20 protein-coding genes are annotated in these 23,697 nt (G+C 65.3%); 7 read left to right on the top strand and 13 right to left on the bottom strand.

The window, feature by feature from the left end:
- Positions 1-6: 6 nt before the first annotated feature.
- The 3 genes from ntrB to QX108_RS20710 form a co-directional block, all read right to left on the bottom strand.
- Complete coding sequence (gene ntrB, locus QX108_RS20720; RefSeq protein ID WP_315782679.1) at positions 7-915, bottom strand: nitrate ABC transporter permease; 909 nt, start codon at positions 913-915, stop codon at positions 7-9.
- Positions 916-979: 64 nt separating this feature from the next.
- Entirely contained in the window at positions 980-2,296 is a 1,317-nt protein-coding gene (locus QX108_RS20715; protein WP_315719107.1) for a CmpA/NrtA family ABC transporter substrate-binding protein, read from the bottom strand.
- Positions 2,297-2,622: 326 nt separating this feature from the next.
- Positions 2,623-3,543 (bottom strand): intradiol ring-cleavage dioxygenase, encoded by a 921-nt coding sequence (locus QX108_RS20710; protein WP_315782681.1) that lies wholly within the window; start codon positions 3,541-3,543, stop codon positions 2,623-2,625.
- A gap of 146 nt (positions 3,544-3,689) precedes the next feature.
- Here QX108_RS20710 and QX108_RS20705 point away from each other — a divergent pair, with 146 nt between their 5' ends.
- Both QX108_RS20705 and QX108_RS20700 read left to right on the top strand, forming a co-directional pair.
- Complete coding sequence (locus tag QX108_RS20705; RefSeq protein WP_315782683.1) at positions 3,690-4,964, top strand: serine hydrolase domain-containing protein; 1,275 nt, start codon at positions 3,690-3,692, stop codon at positions 4,962-4,964.
- Between the two features lie 242 nt (positions 4,965-5,206).
- A complete protein-coding gene (locus tag QX108_RS20700) occupies positions 5,207-6,721 on the top strand; it encodes a sensor histidine kinase (protein WP_315782685.1) in 1,515 nt (504 codons plus the stop codon).
- A gap of 4 nt (positions 6,722-6,725) precedes the next feature.
- On the opposite strand, the gene QX108_RS20695 is transcribed toward QX108_RS20700, so the two are convergent.
- Entirely contained in the window at positions 6,726-7,460 is a 735-nt protein-coding gene (locus tag QX108_RS20695) for a cytochrome c biogenesis CcdA family protein (RefSeq protein WP_315719104.1), read from the bottom strand.
- A gap of 348 nt (positions 7,461-7,808) precedes the next feature.
- Entirely contained in the window at positions 7,809-8,054 is a 246-nt protein-coding gene (locus QX108_RS20690) for a hypothetical protein (protein WP_172112161.1), read from the bottom strand.
- Between the two features lie 520 nt (positions 8,055-8,574).
- Here QX108_RS20690 and QX108_RS20685 point away from each other — a divergent pair.
- From QX108_RS20685 to QX108_RS20675, 3 genes are all read left to right on the top strand, one after another.
- Complete coding sequence (locus QX108_RS20685; RefSeq protein ID WP_315719103.1) at positions 8,575-9,804, top strand: LysR family transcriptional regulator; 1,230 nt, start codon at positions 8,575-8,577, stop codon at positions 9,802-9,804.
- Positions 9,805-9,811: 7 nt separating this feature from the next.
- The gene (locus tag QX108_RS20680) at positions 9,812-10,207 is read left to right on the top strand and encodes a helix-turn-helix domain-containing protein (RefSeq protein ID WP_006611929.1); all 396 of its coding nucleotides are present in this window, start codon (positions 9,812-9,814) and stop codon (positions 10,205-10,207) included.
- 355 nt (positions 10,208-10,562) lie between these two features.
- A complete protein-coding gene (locus QX108_RS20675; RefSeq protein ID WP_315782688.1) occupies positions 10,563-11,381 on the top strand; it encodes an enoyl-CoA hydratase in 819 nt (272 codons plus the stop codon).
- A 97-nt stretch (positions 11,382-11,478) separates the two neighbouring features.
- Here the strand turns inward: QX108_RS20675 and QX108_RS20670 are convergent, their stop codons facing one another.
- From QX108_RS20670 to QX108_RS20660, 3 genes are all read right to left on the bottom strand, one after another.
- On the bottom strand, positions 11,479-12,558 hold the full coding sequence (locus QX108_RS20670; protein WP_315719101.1) for an isocitrate/isopropylmalate dehydrogenase family protein: 1,080 nt from the start codon (positions 12,556-12,558) through the stop codon (positions 11,479-11,481).
- 130 nt (positions 12,559-12,688) lie between these two features.
- The gene (locus QX108_RS20665; protein WP_315782691.1) at positions 12,689-13,756 is read right to left on the bottom strand and encodes an alcohol dehydrogenase; all 1,068 of its coding nucleotides are present in this window, start codon (positions 13,754-13,756) and stop codon (positions 12,689-12,691) included.
- A 218-nt stretch (positions 13,757-13,974) separates the two neighbouring features.
- Complete coding sequence (locus tag QX108_RS20660; protein WP_409998539.1) at positions 13,975-15,042, bottom strand: CaiB/BaiF CoA transferase family protein; 1,068 nt, start codon at positions 15,040-15,042, stop codon at positions 13,975-13,977.
- Between the two features lie 342 nt (positions 15,043-15,384).
- On the opposite strand from QX108_RS20660, the gene glgA reads away from it, so the two are divergent.
- Positions 15,385-16,800, top strand: coding sequence for a glycogen synthase GlgA (glgA, locus tag QX108_RS20655; protein WP_315719099.1), 1,416 nt, complete (start codon positions 15,385-15,387; stop codon positions 16,798-16,800).
- A 157-nt stretch (positions 16,801-16,957) separates the two neighbouring features.
- Here glgA and QX108_RS20650 read toward each other — a convergent pair whose 3' ends face one another.
- The 3 genes from QX108_RS20650 to QX108_RS20640 form a co-directional block, all read right to left on the bottom strand.
- On the bottom strand, positions 16,958-19,081 hold the full coding sequence (locus QX108_RS20650) for a HAMP domain-containing methyl-accepting chemotaxis protein (RefSeq protein WP_315719098.1): 2,124 nt from the start codon (positions 19,079-19,081) through the stop codon (positions 16,958-16,960).
- Positions 19,082-19,329: 248 nt separating this feature from the next.
- Positions 19,330-20,484, bottom strand: coding sequence for a patatin-like phospholipase family protein (locus tag QX108_RS20645; RefSeq protein ID WP_315782694.1), 1,155 nt, complete (start codon positions 20,482-20,484; stop codon positions 19,330-19,332).
- Between the two features lie 69 nt (positions 20,485-20,553).
- Positions 20,554-21,375 carry a 3-hydroxybutyrate dehydrogenase gene (locus tag QX108_RS20640; protein ID WP_315782696.1) on the bottom strand — a complete coding sequence of 274 codons (822 nt, stop codon included), beginning with the start codon at positions 21,373-21,375 and terminating at the stop codon, positions 20,554-20,556.
- A gap of 184 nt (positions 21,376-21,559) precedes the next feature.
- Here QX108_RS20640 and QX108_RS20635 point away from each other — a divergent pair, with 184 nt between their 5' ends.
- Positions 21,560-22,462 (top strand): LysR family transcriptional regulator, encoded by a 903-nt coding sequence (locus tag QX108_RS20635; protein ID WP_315719095.1) that lies wholly within the window; start codon positions 21,560-21,562, stop codon positions 22,460-22,462.
- An 18-nt stretch (positions 22,463-22,480) separates the two neighbouring features.
- On the opposite strand, the gene QX108_RS20630 is transcribed toward QX108_RS20635, so the two are convergent.
- Together QX108_RS20630 and QX108_RS20625 are read right to left on the bottom strand one after the other, a co-directional pair.
- Complete coding sequence (locus tag QX108_RS20630; RefSeq protein ID WP_315719094.1) at positions 22,481-23,191, bottom strand: peroxiredoxin-like family protein; 711 nt, start codon at positions 23,189-23,191, stop codon at positions 22,481-22,483.
- 84 nt (positions 23,192-23,275) lie between these two features.
- Positions 23,276-23,557 (bottom strand): hypothetical protein, encoded by a 282-nt coding sequence (locus QX108_RS20625; RefSeq protein WP_315782698.1) that lies wholly within the window; start codon positions 23,555-23,557, stop codon positions 23,276-23,278.
- Positions 23,558-23,697: the final 140 nt, after the last annotated feature.

The following is a 23,697-nucleotide window of genomic DNA, read 5'->3' as shown; positions in this document are numbered from 1 at the left end:
TCCCTCTCAGTTCGTCGCGGTGCCGCGGGTGACGACCTTGCCGACCACCGCGATCAGGCGGTCGAGCACGAAGCCGATGATGCCGACATAGAACAGCGCCAGGATGATCTCGCTGATATGCGAGGAATTCCACGCATCCCAGATGAAGAAGCCGATGCCGACACCGCCGATCAGCATCTCGGCTGCGACGATGGCGAGCCAGGACAGGCCGATGCCGATGCGAAGGCCCGTGAAGATGTAGGGCGCGGCCGCCGGGATCATGATCTTGGCGAAGAACTCCAGCGGATTGAGCTGCACCACCGCGGCGACGTTGCGGTAGTCCTGCGGGATGTTGCGGATGCCGACCGCGGTGTTGATGATGATCGGCCACACCGAGGTGATGAAGATGACGAAGATCGCCGAGGGCTGGCCGTCGCGGAACGCCGCGAGCGACAGCGGCAACCAGGCGAGCGGCGGGATCGTGCGCAGCACCTGGAAGATCGGATCGAGACCGCGCATCGCCCAGACCGACTGGCCGATCAGCGTGCCGAGCGCGACGCCGACGACGGCGGCAATGGCATAGCCGATTGCGACGCGGCGAAGGCTGGCCTCGAGATGCCAGAACAGGCCCTTGTCGATGCCGCCATGATCGAAGAACGGATCGAAGATCAGCTCGCGCGTGTCGGCGAAGACGCGCGACGGCGGCGGCAGCGCCGAGCCGGCGCGGCGGCACAGCAGCTCCCAGACCAGGATGAACAGAGCGAGCACGATCAGCGGCGGCACCACGCGTACCGCGACCTCACGGGCCATCTTCACGTAGCGCTCGGCGCGCGGCTGCTGCTTCGGCGTCATCGTCACGACTGATGCGGATGTTGATGGTGACGCGGTCGGCACGATCTTCGGAGCGCTATCATTGGTCAACGCTGGCATGGACATCGGAAGCCTTTCTCCGTGCAATGAGAGGAGCCGCGCGCTTCACGCGCGCGGCTGAAGATCCTGATCAAGCGTCGACGCGCTTGATCGACAGCGACTTGAGATAGGCGGCGGGATCTTCGGGATCGAACACCTTGCCGTCGAAGAATGTCTCCTTGCCGCGCGACTTGGAGGTCGGGATCTCCGCAGCCGGAACGTTCATCTCCTTGGCCGCCTCGCGCCAGATATCTTCGCGGTTGACCTTGGCGATCAGAGACTTGGCATCGAAGCCGGCCTCATACTTGCCCCAGCGGATGTCCTCGGTGATGAACCAGAGGTCGTGGCTCTGGAACGGATAGGAGGCGAAGTCGCGCCAGTACTTCATGATGTGCGGCGAGTTCTCGACCACCTTGCCGGTGCCGTAGTCGAACTTGCCGGCGGTGCGTCCGGCGACGTCCTCGACCGGGCAGTTCATCCACTGCCGCTTGGCCATGATGGTCGCAAGCTCCTGCTTGTTTTCCATCTTGTCGCACCACTGCTGCGCTTCCATGACCGCCATGGTCAGCGCCTTCGCAGCCTTCGGATATTTGTCGACGAAGGCGGCGCGCATCGCGAAGGACTTCTCGGGATGCTTGTTCCAGATTTCGCCGGTCGTCACAGCCGTGTAGCCGATGCCCTGGTTGACGAGCTGCGCATTCCAGGGCTCGCCGACGCAGAAGCAATCCATGGTGCCGACCTTCATGTTGGCCACCATCTGCGGCGGCGGCACCACGATTGTCTCGATGTCCTTGTCGGGATCGATGCCGCCGGCGGCGAGCCAGTAACGGATCCACAGATCGTGAGTGCCGCCGGGGAAGGTCATCGCGGCCTTCACGGACTTGCCGGAGGCCTTCTTCTTCTCCAGCGCCGCCTTGAACGGCGCGGTGTCGAGGCTGAGCTTCAGATCGGCATATTCTTTGGCCACGGAGATGCACTGCGCATCGAGATTGAGCCGCGCCAGGATGTACATCGGTGTCGGCTGGTTGTTCTGCGTCACCTTGCCGGAGGAGATCAGGTAAGGCATGGGCGTGAGGATATGCGCGCCGTCGATGCCGTTGCCTTCGGAGCCGAGCACGAGATTGTCGCGCGTCGTGCCCCACGACGCCTGCTTCTGCACGTCGACATCCGGCATGCCGTATTTGGCGAAGAGACCCTTGTCCTTGGCGACGAACAGCGGGCCGGCATCGCTGAGCGCGATGAAGCCGAGCTTGGCACTGGTGACTTCCGGCCCAGCGCCTTGTGCGAACGCTCCGCCCGGCAGGTTCAACTTCGCGGCCGCAAGCAGCGCGGCCGTGCCGGCGCCGGCCTTGAGAAGCTGACGGCGGCTGAGGCCGTTGCGGCGAGCGGAATTGGCAGTCTTCGTCATGAGTACTGTCGTCCTTTGTCTGAAGAGCGCTCGATGGGTTGAAAGGCCGTCCGCCATACGCCGGTCGATCGCGCACGGGGGCGCGCTCCGAGGGAAGCCTCGGAAGGGGCAGCGTCAGATGTCGGATGGGGTTTGCGCAGACGGCATCGATGGCGTCGGAACCATCTATTCAAGCTTCATGCCAAGGGCCGCCGGAACAAGAATCTTCGAATAATCAATAGGATGATAAAAATGCTCGCGAGCCGAAATGCCGAATGGCCGCACGCAAAATTTGCGATTCGCCCACTTCCTGTGCGTTGCACAAGAAGTGGGCGACGTCCGCTGTCCTATTCTGCCGCAGCGTCGATGGGCTTCGCCAGCATCGGCCTCGGGGCTGTCCCCGCGCCCGGCTTCATGCGGAATTCGTAGCTCATCAGGTGCCACGGCGCCGCCGCGAGCTTGCCGTCCGGCATCACAGGATCGGTGCGCTGATCGACCTTGGCGATCAGGTCGTCCTTCACGCCGAACACCACGTCGCTGTCGAGATAGGCATCGCCGCCGATGAACACATGGGTGATCAGCGGCTCGTAGCCTTCGGCATCGACCAGGAAGTGCACATGGGCCGGGCGCATCGGATGGCGCCCGGTGCTCACGATCATCTGCCCCACCGGACCGTCGGTCGGAATCGGATAGCTGCAGGGCAGAATGGTGCGGAAGAAGAAGCGGCCGTCGGCATCGGCAATGAAACGCGCGCGCGACGATGGCCCGTCCGACGCGTAAGATGCCCGCTGCGAATCGTAGAAGCCCTCGTCGTCGGCGTGCCAGACGTCGACCGCAGCGCCCGGCAGCGGCGCGCCCGACAGATCCGTCACCCGCGCCTGCACGAACATCTTCTCACCCTTGAGGTCGGAGGAAATATCGGTGCCGTGGGGCGTGACCTTGTGCTCGCCGACATAGAACGGGCCGAGCACGGTGGTCTCCGTGGCCCCTGCCCTGTCACGATGGTTGATGGCATCGACCAGCATCGAGACCCCGAGCACGTCGGACAACAGGATGAACTCCTGCCGGCTCGGAGTGCAGGTCTGGCCGGTGCGGGTGAGAAAGTCGATCGCCGCGGCCCATTCGTCGAAGCTGAGATTCGTGCGCCGCACATAATCGTGCAGCGACTTCACTAATTCCTGAAGCAGGAATTTCGTGCGCGCATCCGGCGTCTGCGCGAAGCTTGCGACGACGGCCTCGGTGAGCTCGGCCTCGTTGAATTGAGTCATTGGCAATCCTCCCGGCGGCCGAGGCTACACGAGGCCGCCGGGCCCTGCCATTGGAAGCGGGGCAATTTTCCGCTATCACCCATGTCTGCCGCCCTGCGCAGCGTCCCGCGCGGGCCACGAAAATCCAACGACAGCGGAGATGCCCGATGCTCGCCCCGACCCCCGCCTCGCCCGACACCGTCGGCATGTCGAAAGCCGCGCTCGACCGCATCGATGCTCATCTGAAGCAGCGCTATGTCGATGCTGGCCGCTTCCCCGGCACCCAGCTGATGGTCTATCGCCGCGGCAAGATCGTGCACAAGAGCTCGCTCGGCTATGCCGATGTCGAGCGCAAGGTGCCGGTCGCGGACGACACGATCTACCGCATCTACTCGATGACCAAGCCGATCACATCGGTTGCCTTCATGATGCTGGTCGAGGAAGGCAAGGTCGCACTCGACGAGCCGGTCGCCAAATACATCCCCGAATGGAAGAATCTCGGCGTGTTCGTCGCGGGCACGGCGCCGGCCTTCATCAGCCGGCCGCCGGCGCGGCCGATGCTGATCGTCGACCTGCTGCGCCACACCTCCGGTCTGACCTACGGCTTCCAGCAGCGCTCGAATGTCGACGCCGCCTACCGCGACGCCAAGATCGGCGCGGTCGAGAAGGCCGGCACGCTGCAGTCGATGATCGACGATCTGGCGAAAATTCCATTGGAGTTCTCGCCCGGGGAAGCCTGGAACTACTCGGTCTCGACCGACGTGGTCGGCTATCTCGTCGGCAAGATCGCCGATAAGCCGTTCGAGCATTTCCTGAAGGAGCGCATCTTCGACCCGCTGGGGATGGCCGACACCGGCTTCCACGTCCCCGCCGCCAAGGCCCATCGGCTCGCCGCATGCTACTCGGCCGATCCCGCCGGGACGCTGTCGTTCCACGCCGCCGATCGCAAGGGCGGCCTGACCCTGCAGGACGATCCAACAACCAGCACGTTCCTCAGCCCGCCCGATTTCATCTCCGGCGGCGGCGGCCTGTGCGCGACCACGGCGGACTATCTGACCTTCTGCCGTGCCCTGATCAATGGCGGCGAGCTCGGCGGCGTCCGGCTGCTCGGGCCGAAGACGCTGAAGCTGATGGCATCGAACCATCTGCCCGGCGGCGTCGACTTGCCGGCGCTGTCGCGATCGATGTTCGCGGAAGCCGCCTATAATGGCATCGGCTTCGGCCTCGGCTTCTCCGTGACGATGGATCCGGCCAAGACGCTGATTGCGGGCAGCGCCGGCGAATATGCCTGGGGCGGCGCAGCGTCCACCGCATTCTGGATCGATCCGGCCGAGGAGCTGATCACGATCTTCATGACCCAGGTGCTGCCGTCGAGCGCCTATCCGATCCGGCGCGAGTTGCGCACGATGGTGTATGCGGCGATCACCGAGAGCAATCTGTAGCGGCATCGCTGTGGCGCGAAAGCCGCTGACGGAACCACGAAATCAGGGCGCATTGATCTTGGCGAGCGCAGGCCGCGCTCCTATGCTGACAGGGATGTGAACGGCCACAACCGCAAGACGATTGCGGTTATCGCCCTTGCAGCCCGATAACCGCTCGCCGCACACGATCACCGCCGCGCCCATTCACCTGCCAAGCGTCCCGGCGCGGCGCGACGGTCGAGAACGCCATCCACGGAGCATCCGTGCCGAAGCTGACACTGCCGGTCCGGCTTGCTCTTCTGGTCGCGGGGACCACACTGCCGCTCATCCTGTTTGCGAGCGGGATCGTGTTTCACAACTACATGCAGGACCGCAGCGACGCGCGGCAGCGCGTGCTCGAAACGGTGCGCAGCATCCGCCTGACGCTCGATGCCGAGATGCAGCGCATGACCGGCGGCGTCCAGGTCCTGGCGCTCACCGACGCCCTGACCGCCGGCGATTTCGAGCGCTTCCGCCCGATCGCGATGGGCTTTCTCGAGCAATACGGCAAGGACGGCACGATCGTCGTTGCCGATCGCGAGGGTCACCAGCTGTTCTCATCCGCCACGACGGATACGGCTCACCTGCCGTTGCGTAGCAATCGCGAGATCACCGGCCGTGTGTTCGAGACCCGGCAGCCGCAATATTCGGACCTCTTCTACGGTGTGGTGAAGAAGAGCCTGATCGTGACGGTCGAGGTGCCGGTGTTTCGCAACGGCGAGGTCGTCTACGACATCTCCTTCAGCCCGCCGATCGCGATGTTCCAGACCATTCTGGACAAGCAGCGCCCGAACGCGGACTGGACGCTGTCGCTGCTCGACCGCAAGGCCACCGTGTTCGCACGCGTGCCCAATCTGGCCGAGACATTCGGCAAGCAGGCCACGTCCTCAGTCATGGATCGCATGATGAGCGAGCACGAGGCGACGCTGTCGAGCGTCTCGCTCGAAGGTCAGCCGCTGCTGTCGAGCTTCACCCATTCGTCCCTCACCGGCTGGATCATCGGCGCCGGCATCAGCGAGACCTCGCTGGTCGCGCCGCTGTGGCGCAACCTCGCGATCACCAGCCTGCTCGGCGGCATCATGCTGGCGATCGGGCTGGCCTTCGCGGTGCGGATGGCAACGACGATCGCACGCGCCGAAATGCTGCACGACCTGCTGATCGAGGAGCTCAACCATCGCGTCAAGAACACGCTGGCGATCCTGCAGGCCATTGCAGTTCAGACCTTCCGCAGCGCCAGCCGCCATGAGCGCGAGAAGTTCGAGGGCCGGCTCGGCGCGCTCGCCGAGGCGCACAATCTCCTGAGCAAGGAGAAATGGCAGGGCTCCGAGCTGGAGGACGTGATCGGCCGCGTGCTCAAGCCGTACCGGCTGAACACCCCCGAGCGAATCCGGATCTCCGGCCCGAAGGTCGCGCTGTCGCCGCGGCTTGCCGTCGTGCTGTCGATGATCGTGCACGAGATCGCGACCAACGCCGCCAAATATGGCGCGTTGTCGAACGACACCGGCACGGTCGATCTGTCCTGGGAATTCAATCAGCCGGACGCGGCCAAGAAGCTGCCCGGCCGCCTGCGGCTGGTGTGGCGGGAGACCGGCGGCCCCGTCGTCTCGGCGCCGATCCAGCGCGGCTTCGGCTCGCGCCTGATCGAGCGCAGCGCGCGCGATCAGCTCGGCGGCGAGGCCACCGTCGACTTCCTGCCGCCGGGCGTGGTCTACACGATCAGTTGCAAGCTGGACGATTGAAGCCTCAGCCGAACCTCTGCAGCGCCGGGAACGTCTCGAGCAGCCAGATGCTGAAGGTCGACACCGCGCCGGTCAGGAAGCCGATGCCGGTTGCGACCATCAGCACGCCCATGGCGCGCTCGACGTTGACGAGATGGCCGCGCATCCGCATGAACAGCGCCGAGAACTGCTCGATCATGAAGGCCGCGACCAGGAAGGGAATGCCGAGCCCGGCGGAGTAGACCGCCAGCAGCCCGGCACCCTTGGCGACCGTCGTCTCTGCGGCAGCAATCGACAGGATCGCGGCCAGGATCGGACCGATGCACGGCGTCCAGCCGAACGCGAAGGCAAGCCCCATGACATAGGCGCCCCACAGGCCGACCGGCTTCGGGATCGGCAGCCGCCCCTCGCGCATCAGGAACGCGATCCGCGTCAGGCCGAGGAAGTGCAGGCCCATCACGATGATGACGATGCCGGCGAGGATCGAGAGCTGCTCCGACCAGGCGCGGATGAAGCCGCCGATCAGAGAGGCGCTGGCGCCGAGCATCACGAACACGGTGGAGAAGCCGAGCACGAACAGCGCCGCCGAGATCATCACCGCGCGACGTGACGCCGACGGCGGCTCCTCGCTCTCGATATGCTCGATCGTGGCACCGGTGAGATACACCAGGTAGGGCGGAACCAGCGGCAGCACGCAGGGCGACAGGAAACTGACCAGGCCAGCGATGAACGCCGCCGGAATCGATACGTTCTGGATCATGCTAATCCCGCGATACGCCCCGTCAGCGGCGTCCTGACGCCGGGGGCACGACGCTTCATGCCGCCGATACGGGGAATACGCAACAGAGGTGCCGAAGTTGCGGCCGCAGGCGGCCGCCCCTTCCCGGGCGCCAGATATCTGTCTCTAGATTCGCGAGAGGCTCGCGAGGCTCCCGACGCCGAGATTGCCGGCCCTGAGAATCGGTTGATGACAGCTCATCAACCCTTCCCGATGCAGCCGGCATCGGCATTCCGGGCAAGGCGCGCCGCCCGGAGCGCGCGCGTCTCATCATCATCACGACATATCACAAATGCGCTAAATGCACCTTTGTGCACATAGCGAACCGTGCTATTTAACGACTCGAAGCAGGGGTTGGCGACGCTGGCCCGGCTGAAGCTTCGGGTCACGCAGCTTGTCGGGATTGTCGGACTGGACCATCTCATCGCAGAGCGACTTCAGGTCGTCCTCGCTCAGGCGGTTCAGCTTCATACGCAGGTCGAGGATGGCGACCGAAATCAACTGCGCCGATTCGCGATTGCCGGTCGCAACAAGCGTCGCACGGCACTGCTCCAAGGACGCGAGCACTGCAAGCATTTGGTCGTCTGAATTGGCCACGGGCGTCGTTCCGTTCTAGCGTGCGACGAGAGGGAGCCGAGCAAGTCCCGACTCGCGGATGGCTTTCCAATACGTCATCTGTTGCCCTCCTGCGCGCTTTCCGTGCTCCACTGGCGCCCCCGCGCCCGAAGCTGTGGTCAGCCCGCCGACGTCCCGGCACGATACGTGCGAGGACGCGTGATCGAACATCGGTATTCGATGAGTCAGCGCCACCATCCGTTCATCAAGATAGCATGACCTATGGTCATCTTCGAATACCATTTCATTGCGGTCGAAGCAAAAACCATCGATGTTCGTTTCGACTCGCGCTAAGCGTGTCCTTGGCATACAACGTGCGTACCTCCGCACGCCTGCGGACGGTAAGACCGTGCCGCGAAGGATGGAAGCCGAAGGACTCGTATCGAACGTCAACGTCTCGATGTCTCAATCAATGCATGGCACGGAATGCGCCATGTCCCGTAGTTTAGCGGAATCACTCTAGCAGGCGGAGAAAGCTTGTATGCGCGTTGCGGCGGAACGGGGCGTTCCTCAGAAGGAACGCCAGGAGGTATCTGCCCCCCAGGCGACCCTGGCGCCCGCTGTGCAGGGCGAGCCCTCGGCTGCGCCGGGCGCGAGCGGCGATCCGGTCCGCGAGCGTGGTGACGACGTCGCCGTGCCCGGCTCGGCGCTCGGCAAGGCTGCCGCCCGCCCCGCCGGCCGTGCCGCCCCAGCCAAGCCGGCCGCAAGCAAATCAGCGCTGGCCAATCTCACCGACTGGGATGCGGCACGCATCTTTCTCGAGGTCGTCAGGGCCGGCAGCTTCCGCTCGGCGGCGGAGCGACTGACACTCTCGATCAATGCCGTGCGCCGGCGCATCGATGATTTCGAGCGACAGATCGGCGCGACGCTGTTCACGCGCGACGTTCATGGCGCTCGCCTGACCGACGAAGGTGCGCTGGTCGTGTCGGCAGTCGAGCGCATGGAAGCAGCCTCGTTCGAACTGTTGCGCGCCGGCGATGGCCTGGCCAGCGCAGCGTCCGGCGAGGTCCGCGTCGCGGTGACGGAAGGCCTCGGGACGTTCTGGCTGGCGCCGCGGCTCGTCGAGTTCCAGCAGAGCTTCCCCAACGTGATGGTCGACCTGTACTGCGCGATGCGATCGGCCGACGTGTCGCGCCACGAGGCGGACGTCGCCATCCATCTGTCGCGGCCGGCGGCGCTCGACGTCAAGCTGGTCCGGCTCGGCCGCATGCACCTGATGTGCTTTGCGAGCGAGAAGTATCTCGAAGCCTATGGGGTGCCCAGGTCGATCGAGGAGCTGGTGAAGCATCGCCTGGTTCTGCAGGTGGCCGACGAGGCCGCGGCCAATGCCGCCTTCGCCACGATCTTTCCCGGCTATGAGCAGCGCGACCTGATCGCGATGACCACCAATGTCTCCAGCGCCAATTATTGGGCCGTGGCCCACGGCGCCGGGATCGGCGTATTCCCAACCTATGCGAGCGCTCTGGGCGGGAAAATAATACCACTAGAGATTGATCTGAAGTGGTCCTACGATATCTGGCTGTCATACCACGCCACCACGGGACGCATCCCTAGGGTGCGCCACATGATCGACTGGCTGGTGGAGGCTTTTAACCCTGGCAAATACCCGTGGTTTAAAGACGAATTCATTCATCCCCAGCAACTTAAAACAGTATATATGGGTGAACCCCTGACCCATCTATTCGGGGGATTTCCGACGGAAGGACGGTAAAATCAGTATGAACAAATCAGCGGCAAAGAAGATGAAGCAGCGCAGCGCCGGCAAGCCCGACATCGAGCTTGGCAAGCGCATTCGCCTGCGGCGTGTGGAGCAGAAGATCTCCCAGGCGGAGCTCGGCGAAAAGCTCGGCGTGAGCTTCCAGCAGGTCCAGAAGTACGAGAAGGGCGTCAACCGCGTCGGCGCTGCGCGTCTGCAGCAGATCGCCACCGCGCTCGACGTGCCCGTGACGTTCTTCTACGACGGCGACAACAAGGCCCGGGAAGTCGAGAGCCTGCTGTTCCTGGACAGCGCTTTCAGCCTGCGGTTGCTGCGCGCCTACAGCAAGATCAAGGACCAGACGGTGCAACGTCAGCTGGTGTCCCTGATGGAGTCGATCGCTGCGAACGAGGAATAGGCCGTCTGACAGGCCACCTCGTGATGGGTATGGGCCATCTTCGCTCGAGGGCGCAACTTGGGGGCGCCAGGCGCGTCAGCCAACTCGGGCGAGTTCACGGCTTCGGACCAGCTTCGGCCCTTGGGCCGATCGATCGGCGCGGCCGGCTGTCCGGCTGCTCTCGTCCGCCCAGCGATGGCTGCGCGGCCTGAGATCTCGTCACTCTCATCTGCCTATCCTGCCTAATCTGCCGTCATAGGAAGTGGCGGCATGCCGGGGTTTCGCCTGGCACGGCTCTCGGCTCCGATCCTGCGTTGACGGCCGACCGGATGCGATGAACGATGCGGGCGACCTGCCCCGCCGCCTCCGGATGTCCATGCCCGCAACGTCTGACTCACCCACCTCCTTCGCCGACGGCAAGATCCTGCTGACCGTCGATGACCGCATCGGAATCGTCACCTTCAACAACCCCGACAAGCGCAACGCGATGTCGCTGGAGATGTGGGAGGGGCTCGGCCAGGCCCTGGTCGCTCTGCGCGACGATCCCGACATCCGCGTCGTGGTGCTGACCGGTGCGGGCGACAGGGCGTTCGTCTCCGGCGCCGATATCAGCCAGTTCGAGCAGAGCCGTCACAACGCCGAGGCCTCGGAGGCCTATGCCCGGAAGAGCACCGCGCAGCGGGCGCTGCTCGCAGACTATCCGAAGCCGACCATCGCCTGCATCCGCGGCTTCTGCCTCGGAGGCGGCCTGCAGATCGCGATGCTGACCGATATGCGGTTTGCGTCCGAGGACAGCCAGTTCGGCATTCCCGCCGCAAAGCTCGGCATCGCCTATGGCTATGACGGCCTGCGCAACCTGGTGTCGCTGGTCGGCCCGTCGCAGGCCCGGCTGCTGCTCTATACGGGCATGCGGATCGATGCCCGGGAGGCGCTACGGATCGGCCTCGTCGACCGGATGATGGGCACCGACGACCTGCTGCCGGCCACGCTCGACACTGCCCGCACGATCGCCGGCAACGCGCCACTGGCGGTCCAGGCCGCCAAGATCACCATCGCCGAAGTGCTGAAGGACGAGAGCCGCCGCGACATGGCCGCGATCAGGCGTATCGGCGACGCCTGCATGGACTCGGACGACTTCCGCGAAGGCCGCCGCGCCTTCATGGACAAGCGCAAGCCGGCCTTCAAGGGACGCTAGATCATGATGCGTATCGGCGGAAACGCATCACGATCTTATCTCTTTGTCTGAGCATAATCTTCTCGGAAAATCGGTTTCCACTTTTCCGGATCATGCGTTACAGCGCCTCCAGCACCGCCCGGGTCACATCGACCGTTCCGGCGCGGCCGCCGAACTCGAACGGCTTGAGGCCGGACGCATAGACCTTGTCGACGGCCTGCTCGATCCGCTGCGCGGCGTCGGCCGCGCCCTCGATCCCGTGGGTATCGGCCAGCCAGTCGAGCATCATTGCCGCCGACAGGATCATCGCGGTCGGGTTGGCCTTGCCCTGCCCCATGATGTCGGGCGCGGTGCCGTGGCAGGGTTGAAACACCGCGTGGCGGTCGCCGATGTCGGCCGACGGTGCCATGCCCATGCCGCCGACGAGACCGGCGGCGAGATCGGACAGGATGTCGCCGAACATGTTTTCGGTGACCAGCACGTCGAAATCCCAGGGACGTTTCACCAGCATGAGCGCGCAGGCATCGATGTAGAGCCGGTCGGTCTTCACGTCTGGATGAAGTTGAGCGACCTCGTCAAAGATCTTGCGGAAGTAGGCGAAGGCCTTGAAGACGTTGGCCTTGTCGACGCAGGCTAAAGTCCCGGAGCGGCCGCGCGCCTTGCGGCGGGCGGCAAGCTTGAAGGAGAAGTTGAACAACCGCTCGGAGGTCTTGCGGGTGATCACGAGGGTCTCGCGCGCCTCCTCATGTGTCACCACACCTTTGCCCATCGAGGCGAACAGGCCTTCGGTGGACTCGCGGATCACCACGAAGTCGATGCCGCGCTCGGCGGCGCCGACGATCGGGCTCGGCACGCCCGGGATCAGCCGCGCCGGCCGCACGCCGGCATAAAGGTCGAAATGGAAGCGCAGCTCGATCTGCGGCGCGATCTCGGTGTTGTCGGGATAGCGCACCGACGGCAGCCCGCAGGCGCCGAGCAGAATGGCGTCGGCCCCCTCGCACAGCTTGATTGTGGACTCGGCGATCGAGACGCCGGTCGCGAGATAGTTGCCCGCGCCGGCCTGGGCCTCGGTGAAGCGCAACGAAAGTCCGGCCTTCGCCTCGACCTTCCGCAGCACCTCGAGCGCCGGCGCCATGACCTCCGGTCCGATGCCGTCGCCGGGGAGAACTGCGATGTGAAGTGAATTGGTGGAGGGCATGGGTTTCGTTCACGATCCGAGGGAGTTACGGCCGTCATTGCGAGCGAAGCGAAGCAATCCGGGGCCCAGGTTGAGACCCTGGATTGCCTCGTCGCTTCGCTCCTCGCAACGACGGATGTGAGAGCGACGGCTACGGCGTCAGCACGGCACGGCCGACCAACTGCCCCTTCTGCAGATCTTGCAGGGCATCGTTCGCCTTGGACAACGGCATCGGCGTCACCGGGATCGGGGCGATGTTCTTGGCGCGGACGAGGTCGAGCAGCTCCTTGGTCTCACGGAGATTGCCGACATAGCTACCCTGGATGGTGACCGCCTTGATCGGAATGAGCGGCAAGGCCCAGGGCGCGCCGCCGCCGAACAGGCCGACCATGACGAGCTTGCCGCCCTTGGTCAGGCAATCGAAGCCGAGCTGCGCGGTGGCGGCATTGCCGACCAGGTCGATGACGGCGCGGATCGGCTCGCCGGCCGCCTTGTTCAGCTGCTCCAGCGCGTCCGGCGCCTTGCCGTCGACCGCCGCCAGAGCGCCGGCCGCGAGCGCCGCCTCGCGCTTGCGCGCATCGATGTCGACGACGATCGCCCCCTTGCCGCCCATGGCCTTGAGCAGTGACAGCGCCATCAGCCCGAGGCCGCCGGCCCCGAAGATCACGATCGGCGTGTCGAAATCCTTCTCGACCTTCTTCAGCGCGCTATAGGTGGTGACGCCCGAGCAGGCGTAGGGAGCGGTCGTCACCGGATCGAGGCCCTTGAGATCGATCAGGTGGCGCGGATGCGGCACGGTCATGTGGTCGGCATAGCCGCCGTCGCAATAGACGCCGAGCGAGGCCGGCTTCAGGCACATGTTCTCGTCGCCGGCGAGGCACGTCGCACATTTGCCGCAGCCGATCCAAGGGTAGACCAGCGCGACGTCGCCGACCTTCAACCCGCCCTTCTCCGCTTCGGTCACGTCAGGGCCGAACGCGACGATCTCGCCGGCGCTCTCATGCCCCATCGTCCGCGGCAGCGAGACGCCGCGATCCTTCAAAGAGAGCGGCTTGCGGCCGTGCCCGAGATCATAGCCGCCTTCCCAGATGTGCAGATCGCTGTGGCAGACGCCGGCGGCCTTGACCCTGATCAGCACCTGCTTGCCGAACGGCTGCGGCGTCGGCTCGTCGACCTCGGTCAGCGGCGCGTTGAAATCGGTGACCTTGAAGCTCTTCATGCTCTCACTCCCGTGGTCCGGTCGGCGGCGGGACCGGACGCCGCAATGACGGGCGAGCGACGGCTGCACGCGGCAACGGCGTCGCGGCATCTCCTCCCGGCATGCGCGTCCGGCTGGTCCGGACTGTTCCTGCAATGCCAGGACATTGGCCGGAAACGCGTGGAGCGGCAAGGCCGCCCGCCTCGCGCGCGATCATGGCTGCCCTGCAGCCTTTTGCCTCAGCGTTTGCCGCGGTCGCTGGCGCCCGCCTCCGCAAGGACTTCTGCTGTATGCTCGCCGAGGCTCGCGGCGCGCGGGCCCGCCGCGACCTTCGCCTCGGACATCCGGAACGGCAGGTTGACGACCCTGAAGCTGCCGGCGGCATCCGCGACATCGGCCAGCGCGCCGCGATGCGCGATCTGCGGATCGGCCAACGCCTCGGCGACGCTGCGATAGGCCGAGCTCGGTACGCCCCCCGCGTTCAAGGCCTCCAGGCATTGCGCGACGCTGAGCCGGCCCGACCAGGCTTCGACACCATCCATCAGCGCGCCCCAGTTTGTCCGCCGGTCGGAATATTTCGCAAACCTGGCATCATCGACCCATTCGGGATGGCCGATCACGGTCATCAGGTTCTGGAACGTCTTCTCGCTGGCGATGGCGATCATCACATAGCCGTCGCGGCATGCCGCCGGACCGAAGGTCGGCCGCGACGGCTGTGCGACGGCAAATTGCGACCATTGGATCTCGTTCAAGGTCAGGCTCAGCATCGATTCCAGCATCGAGCAGTCGACATGCTGGCCGCGCCCGGTGCGCTCGCGCTGATACAACGCCGAGGCGACGGCGCCGAAGGCGTAGGTCCCGGTCACGACATCGGCATGATAGATGCCGCAATAGTCGGGCCTCTCGCGCCCCGGCTGATAGGCGAGGTGCGCCATGTCGTAGCCAGAGGCGGCATGGATCACCGGCGCATAGGCCGGCAGTTCCGCCGACGGGCCGGTCTGGCCGTAGCCCGAGATCGAGCAGTAGATCAGCCGTGGGTTGAGCGCGCTGAGCGCGGCGTAGTCCAGCCCGAGCCGCTGCATCACGCCCGGTCGAAAATTCTCGACCAGGATATCGGCGGCTGCGACCAGCCGACGCACGGCCTCGACGCCATCCCGCGACTTGAGATCGAGCACGACGCTCTTCTTGCCGACGTTGAGCTGACCGAAAGCGGTGGAGCAGCCATGCCGCATCGGCGGCCGGGTGCGCATGGTTTCACCTTCGGCTGACTCGATCTTGATCACGTCAGCCCCCATATCTGCAAGCATGCGTGCACAATGCGGGCCGGCAATGGTGGTCGAAAAATCCAGCACGCGCAGGCCGTCGAAGCATCCTGTCAAACGGCTCTCATCGTTCCCAACTAGACTCACAAGCGCAGCTCCCTGGTGGAGTTCTCTATTTTACCGCGTGCCGAAGCCAGCGGGCCCGCTTCGTCTTCGCTGATTCACGAAGCGTAAGCCATCGGACGCGGCAGGCTCCGAGTCTAGATCGAACCATTCGATGTCGAAAGCGTTTGGCCTTTCGCCGCAATGCGCAACGCTTTTGTTTAATGGCTGAATTTGGACCCTTTCTTGCATAGGACGAACATGGGGCTTGATCGAGGACATCTCTTGCGGGTTCTGTTCGTTACGACCGAAATGGACGATTTCGTCCGGGTGGGCGGACTGGCTGCCGTTTCGGCAGCACTTCCCCGGGCACTGCGCTCACACACCGACGTCAGGATCATGTTGCCCGGCTACCGGGACGTGATCGAGCAACTCACTTACATCGAGATCGTCGGCCAATGCGCGCCGCTGGCGGAGATGCCGGGCTGCGCGCTGGGACGATCATCGACGCGCGACGGCCTGCCGGTCTACGTCCTGCTCTGCGACGAGCTGTACGACCGGCCGGGCAACCCCTACGGCGACGAGAGCGGGAAGGACTGGCCGGACAACGATATCCGCTTCGGCCGGCTCGCCGCGGCGGCGGCCGAGCTCGCGGCGGGCACCCTGGACACGAACTGGGCAGCCGATCTGGTCCATGCCAACGACTGGCAGGCGGCGCTGGTGCCGGCCTATCTGGCATGGCGCGGGGTCGACGTGCCGTCGATCCTCACCATCCACAACCTCGCTTATCAGGGCCTGTTTCCGCGCGAGTCGCTGCGCCGGATCGGCGCACCGGAATCGTCGTTCCACATCGACGGGCTGGAGTTCTACGACAAGCTCTCGTTCCTGAAGGGCGGCCTGATCTATGCGTCGCATCTGACCACGGTCAGCTCGACCTACGCCCAGGAGATCACGACGTCGGAACTCGGCTGCGGCCTGGAAGGGCTGCTCCGCCAGCGCTCCAACGCCCATGAGCTCACCGGCATCCTCAACGGCATCGACGAGAGCTGGGATCCCCGCTACTGCCAGCAGCTGGCGCAGCCCTTCGCCGCCGGCGACTGGGAGGGCAAGAAGGCCAACGCGGACTACGTCCGAAAGCAGTTCGGGCTCGCGGTCTCGCGCGGCCCGATGTTCGGCATCGTCGCGCGGCTCGTGCATCAAAAGGGCATCGATCTGGTGCTGGAGGCCGCCGATGAAATCGTCGGCGCCGGTGGCCAGATCGTGGTGACCGGCACTGGCGAGCCGGCGATCGAGCGCGCGCTGATGGAGGCGCACCGCCGCCGTCCCGATGCGATCGGGGTCGCGATCGGCTTCAACGACGCCCAGGCGCGACGCATCTTTGCCGGTAGCGACTTCACCCTGATGCCGTCGCGCTTCGAGCCGTGCGGCCTCAGCCAGATGTACGCCCAGCGCTTCGGCTCGCTGCCGATCGGGCACCAGACCGGTGGCCTCGCCGAGACCATCACCGACGGCGAGACCGGCTTCCTGTTCCAGAAGCCATCCGCCGAGTCGTTCCTCGGCGGCGTCAAGCGCGCGTTCTCGGCATTCACCAGCACGGAGAAACTGAACGCGATGCGGCTGTCGGCGATGGGGCGCTCGTTCAGCTGGGACCTGTCGGCCGCCTGCTACAACGCACTGTATCGGAAAATGCTCACGTCGTAGCGCGTCGTGCGTAGCCCGGATGAGCGCAGCGACATCCGGGTTCATCTCCACATCTCGTGAGACCCCGGATATCGCTGCGCCCATCCGGGCTACGGTCAAACAACAAAAAAGCCCGGACGACGTCCGGGCTTTTTCCTTTGGCGCCTGGAGGCTGAGCTCAGGCCGCGCGCACCGCTTCAAGGAAGTTTCCGACCTCGCGCTTGAGGCGATTGGAATCGCCGGCGAGCGATTTGGCCGATGACAGCACCTCGGCGGACGCCGAGCCGGTCTGCGCCGCGCCACGCTGCACGTCGGTGATGTTGGACGAGACCTGCTGGGTGCCGTGCGCGGCCTGCTGGACGTTGCGGGAGATTTCCTGCGTCGCGGCGCCCTGCTCCTCGACCGCGGCCGCAATGGCCGCGGCGATCTCGGCAAGCCGCTCGATCGTCGAGCTGATCGCCTGGATCGCATTCACCGACTCCTGCGTCGCCGCCTGGACACCGGAGATCTGCTGCGAGATCTCGTCGGTGGCCTTGGCGGTCTGCTCGGCCAGCGCCTTCACCTCGGTCGCGACCACGGCGAAGCCGCGTCCGGCATCACCGGCGCGCGCCGCCTCGATGGTGGCATTCAGCGCCAGCAGATTGGTCTGCCCGGCGATGCTGTTGATGAGCTCGACGACGTCGCCGATGCGCGCCGCCGCCTGCGACAGGTCGGCGACCCGGCCGTTGGTCTGACGCACCTGCTGCACGGCATCGCCGGCCATGCGGGCCGAGGCCTGCACCTGGCGGCTGATCTCGTGCACCGAGGAGGACAGCTCCTCGGTCGCGGAGGCCACCGACTGAACGTTGGCGGAGGCTTCCTCCGACGCAGCCGCCACCACGGTGCTCAGCTCCTTCGAGCGATTGGCCGTATCGGTCAGCGTATCGGCGGAGGTTTCGAGGCCGGAGGCTGCCGACGATACGGTGTTGACGATGTCGGCGATGGTGGCTTCGAAATTGCGCGTCAGCGTATCCAGCCGGCGGGCACGATCGATCTGCGCCTGCGCGTCACGTTGCGCCGCCTCGTCGGACTCCTTCTTGGCGATCAGGGCATCCTTGAAGATCTTCAGCGCGCGCGCCATCGCGCCGATCTCGTCCTTGCGGGTGTCGTTCGGAATGTCGGCGCTCAGCTCGCCATTGGCGAGGCGCAGGGTCACTCCGGTCAGACCAACCAGCGGGCCGATGACGCCGCGTACGACGCCGATGACCACCGCCACCGAAACGATCGCGACCAGCAACAGGATGCCGAGTGCGAGGAACAGACGCATCCGCGCCGCACCGATCGCCTGGTCGATCGCCTGATGCGCCGATTTGAGCGCCGCGTCGCGCAGCACGATGACGTTGTTCAGCATCGGCGTGGTCCAGCGGCCCCACTCCTCGGCCGTGATCGGCGACGGCTGGCCGTCGCGGCCGGCCGTGACGAGCTGGCGGTAGCGGCGTTCGCCCTCGCCCATCAGGGTCGAGCGGACATGCTCGAGCGCGGCGGACACTTCCGGCGTGTTGCGAACGCTGCGGGCTGCGAGCTCGATCTGCTGCCACAGCAGGGTTACCTGGCCGCTCTGCTCGGTCACCTCGCCGAGGCGCGCGGGCGTCCAGCCGGTGTTCTGAATGAAGAAGCGCAGCACCGCGGAGCGGGCGCCATTGATGGTGCGCATCGACTGCGAGAGCTGCGCCAGTTGCGCTGACGGCAGCAGATTCTCGACCTCGCCACCGTCCCGTGCCAGCTCGATCGCAGTCTCGTCGATCGCGGCATTGAGCGATTCGGCAGCTCGACCGAGGCCGTCGGTTGTCGCCGCCTGAATGTTGGCCGGACGCTGGGCCGCCGGCAGCGGCGCGGCGCTGCGTGCTGCGGATCTGACGCCACGCAGCGTCTGCTCGGCGGCATCGATGTTGCTCGTCGTCAATCCTGCGAGTTGCGCCGCAGTCTTGGCCTGCGCCAGCGCCGCGTCGGTGCTTGCAATCGCCTTGTCCAGCTTGGCGATGTCATCCGCCGATGCGGACCCGGCCGCGGCGAGCAGATTCCACTGGCTGCGCTCGAGCGGGATCTGGGCGTTGACCTTCAGCACCAGCTCGAAGGCATCGAGAACCCGCGCCGCCTGCTCGCGCTTGCGCAGATCACCCCACCCGCTCCAGGCGAGCACGCAGGCAAAGGCCATGGCGAAGAAGCCGGTCAACAGATTGCCGGCGAGGATTTTCCATTTGAGACTGACCGCTCCGGTCTCCGGTCTGACGGATTCATTGTGCAACAGCGCGCGTTCAGACATTGGCCATTCCCAATCAATGCCGCTTTCCAGCTGCTCACATGCGCAGGCGCGGCCGACAGCGCGGCTGCGCAACGGCCCTCCGGCGACGTCTCGCACGGTCAGGAAATACGGCTCGCGGCAACGCCGCCGCGCCCTAATGATTAAGAAGGAACTACGACTAATCCCTTAAAGAGAATCGAGTGAACGGTATCCTCATGCCGGACCACCGCAGGATTGCATCCTAACAAACATCAGAAGACCGTGCACTGCTACTCCGCAGCGGCCGCCGTCGTGACCAAGGGATCGTGCAGCACGACGCCGGACAGCGGGTCGAACTCGCCTGACCAGGGCATCCGATTCAGCACCGACCGAGTGTGCTGATAGCCCGCATCCCAACGCGCGGTGATGCCGCGCTCGGTGAAATCGATGTCCTTGGTATGACCCTCGCGGTCGAGCTGCGGCGCCAGAAGCCGGACGACGTGCATCCGTGTCTGACAGCCATAGCTGGCGAGATCGCGCACCGCCGGATCATTGCGCGCCGACTCCGGCAGGCGCGCGGCCAATTGGTTGATGACGTGGCGCAACCGGTGCGTCTGCTGCTGCCGCGCGATGTGGCTGGCAATCCGGCTCGAATACTGCACGTCCTTGTGGCGATTGAACACCTCGGCCATCGTCGTCGGCTCGGCTCCCTCGGGATTCCACAGGTGCACGGCGAAGATCAGCGAGTCCTTGCGCGGATTGTCGTCGAAGACGACCTCTGTCGGCGTGTTCGACAGAATGCCGCCGTCCCAATACAGCTCGCCATCGATGCGAACGGCGGGAAAGGCAGGAGGCAGCGCGCCGGACGCGAGGATGTGGCGTACATCGAGCGTGCCGTCGCGGCTATCGAAATAGCGCATCCGGCTGCTCCGGACATGCGCGGCGCCGACCGTGAGGCGAAGCCCGCCTTCGTTCAACAAATCGAAGTCGACCAGCTCCTGCAGCGTCTCGCGCAGCGGCGTCGTCGAGTAGTAGCCGGCGTGCTCGGCCCCCAGCGGATAGGCCTCGCCGGCATGCGCCAGTGCGTTGGGACGGAAGAAGCCGGAAATTCCGTGCGTCACCGTGGTCCAGTAGGACAAGCGCTCGTTGAAATCCGGAAACGCCGTCCGCACCGTCCAGGCCGGCTTGCGATGCATTCGCTTCCAGAACTCCCGCAAGCGCGCCATGCGCTCCTGCACCGGACTGCCGGCGATCAGGGCGGCGTTGATGGCACCGATCGATGTTCCGATCACCCAGTCCGGCTCGAGACCGGCTTCGTGCAGCGCCTGGTAGACGCCGGCCTGATAAGATCCGAGGGCCCCGCCGCCCTGCAGGACGAGAACCACCTGGCCGGGCAATCCGCTGCGATCGGCCGTCGTCCGCATGGTGTCGTTGGTCTCAGTCATGTCTCGCCTCCTGCCTGCGCGATGTCTTGTTGTGCTTCGCAACGTCCGCGTAGTTGTTACGCTGCGGCGTCAATGCGCCGTCCAGCCACCGTCGACCGGCAGGGCGATACCGGTGATCGATGCTGCAGCCTCACTCGCCAAGAACACGCTGAGCGCGCCGATCTCCTCCACCGTCGCAAAACGCTTGTTGGGCTGCTGCGCCAGCAGGACGTCGCGGATGACCTGATCGCGGGAGATGCCGTGCGCCCTCGCCTGCCCGTCGATCTGCGCCTCGACCAGCGGCGTATAGACATAGCCCGGACAGATCGCGTTGCAGGTGATGCCGCCTTCGGCCGCCTCCAGCGCTGCGACCTTGGTCAGGCCGATGATGCCGTGCTTGGCTGCGACATAGGCCGCCTTGAACGGCGAGGCGACCAGCCCGTGCGCCGAGGCGACGTTGATGATGCGGCCGAAGCCGTTCCGCCGCATCGCAGGCAGCGCCAGCCGCATCGTATGGAAGGCCGACGACAGGTTGATCGCGACGATGGCATTCCACTTGTCGACCGGAAACGCCTCGAGCGGCGCGACGTGCTGAATACCGGCATTGTTGACCAGCACGTCGATGCGGCCAAACTCCTGCAAGACGTCATCGATCATCTGCTCGATGGCCGCGGGCTGCATCATGTCGGCCGCCGCATGGAATGTCCGGACACCGAACTCGGCCGCGATGTCCGACCTGATCCGATCGATCTCCTCCGCCGCGCCAAACCCGTTCAGCACCACGTGTGCCCCCGCGCCGGCGAGCGCCCGCGCGATGCCGAGGCCGATGCCGCTGGTGGAGCCCGTGATCACCGCCACCTTTCCGGACATCCGAAGTAACGAAGGCTCGGCTCTCATCGTATCTGCAACCATGGCTGTTCCTTCATCCGCGTCGAAGATTGTTCAATGTGGCGGTAATCTGCCGGTTCGACGCAATGAACGGAAATGCCGTTTGACTCGCCACACGATAGGGTCCTGCTATCGCATTCGGTGATGCCAGGACGTGGTCTGTCAGGTTATGCACTCGGGACGGCGCCGGGTCGAACGGAGCACCTCAATGGAAATGCATCAAGTTCGGTATTTTCTTGCCGTTGCCCGGCTGCTGCACTTCACGCGCGCGGCCGAGGAATGCAACGTGACGCAGCCCTCGCTGACGCGGGCGATCAAGCAGCTGGAAGCGGAGCTCGGCGGTGATCTGTTCCGGCGAGAGCGGCCCGCCGCACAGCTGACGGAGCTGGGCCAGCGCATGCAACCGCTGCTCAAGCAGTGCTACGAGGCGGCTGTCGGCGCACGGACGCTGGCGTCGTCGTTCAAGAGCGGAGAGCTCGGAACGCTCAGGATCGCGCTGGCGGATTCGATCGACCTCGCCTTGCTGCTGCCGCTGCTCGATCAGTTGCAACGCCAGTTCAACAAGCTCGAGCTCAGGTTTCTGCGCGGGAGCAGCCGGACGATCGCCGACCATCTGAAGAGCGGGGAAGCGGAGCTCGGCATCGCCTCGGAGATCGACGAGACCTGGGACCGGCTCGACGTCTGGCCGCTGTTCACCGAGGACTTCGCACTCGTCACGAGCGAGCGTCACCGGCTCGCCGCTCAGGACAGGATCGGCATCGACGAACTCGGCGGCGAGGCCTTCCTGTCCCGCTGCTATTGCGAACACTCCGACAGGTTGCGCACGCTGATGCGGGATCGCGGCATCGATCTCGACCGGAGCCACGACATTCACTCCGAGCGCGACCTGATCGCGCTCGTCGAAGCCGGCGTCGGCATTGGTGTCGTCCCGCAGACCACCGCGCTGCCGCCGACGCTACATCGGGCCAGCGTCGATGGGCTCGATGCCCGCCGCACCGTGCATCTCTATGGCGTCGCGGGGCGTGAGCGCACCGCAGTGGCCTCGGCCGTCATGCGCATGCTGCGCGGCAGGAATTGGCGGGAATGGCTCGATCGTGAGGTCGAGGCGTGAAATGTCAACGCGGCCGGATCAGCCGGCTGCCTCGCGCAGCGCCGCGACGAGATCGTCGATCTCCATGCGCTTGCGGAAATCGGGATCGACGAAGCGCGCTGTCACGAGACCGTCGCGGCCGACGACGAAGGCCGCCGGGATCGGCAGGACCCAACCATCATTGCCATGGAAGCTCGCCATGTCCTGGTGCGCCAGCAGATCCTGGATCTCGCGGCCGAGCCAGATTGCGAGATTCAGGGACAACGCATAGCCATTGTCGAGATCCGTCAGCACCGGAAAGGTGGCGCCCGAGTCCGTCTTGAACTGCTGCGTGAAGGCCTGCAGCTCCGGCATGATCGCGACGACGGCGCCGCCCGCCGCCGCGATGCGATCCTGCGCCTTGATCACGGCGCGGACGTTGAGCCGGCAATAGGGACACCAATGGCCGCGGAAGAACATCACCGCGACCGGCCCCCTGGCGATGCACGATGCCAGGCTGACCAGCCGGCCGGCCTCATCGGGCAGGACGAACGGCGGCATCGGCTCTCCCGGCCGCGGCGCATTCTCACCACCCCCATTCTCGTCGAGCCGGGCGACCAGGCGATCCACCGCCGAGGCATAGGCCGGGAAGATCTCGCGGCCCGCCGCAGCGTAGGCCTCGAGCTGCTGGCGCAAGGTGCCCTGCATCTCCCTGCACTGCAGGAAGGCCTGCCTGAGCCGTTCGGCATCTGCGGGTGAAAGCGCGGTCATGAGCTGCTCCGGCATATCGGGAGATCGGCATGATAGGTTCGCAGGCAAGCCGCCCACAAGGGCGGCCTGCCGCTCCATCGACGCTCAGGGCCGGTAGAAATTCCCGGTCGGGTCGAGCGTGCCGGACGTGGAATAGACCTGTCCGTTGCTCATGAAGAAGACGGTGTTGTTCGGCACCTTGGTGGCGTGGCGCATCATGGCGCGATGATTGGCATCGCCCGCGGCCATCGCCATCGTGCTGGTCTTGCCGGCGCTGTAGACATAGGCCATGCCGGGCATGAGATCGAAGCCGCCTTGCGCCATCGCCGCCGTGGCAGAGACCGCGACGACGGCCGCGGCGATGAAGGTCCTGGACAAGCGGGTCATGGATATCTCCTCCTGATGAATGCTGTCGCCCGTGGGTCGGGCGTTCGCATTTCAAGCGCGGCCTCGCCGGCCTGAGAAATGCCGTTGTCCAATCGCGAGCATAGCGCCCGCCTATCGATAGCGAGAACCTATCGCTTCCA

The organism is Bradyrhizobium sp. SZCCHNR1002 (assembly GCF_032381435.1).
Classification (GTDB): Bacteria; Pseudomonadota; Alphaproteobacteria; order Rhizobiales; family Xanthobacteraceae; genus Bradyrhizobium; species Bradyrhizobium aeschynomenes.
The sequence above is the reverse complement of the archived record's forward strand: the minus strand, read 5'-3'. Positions and strand labels throughout refer to the sequence as shown.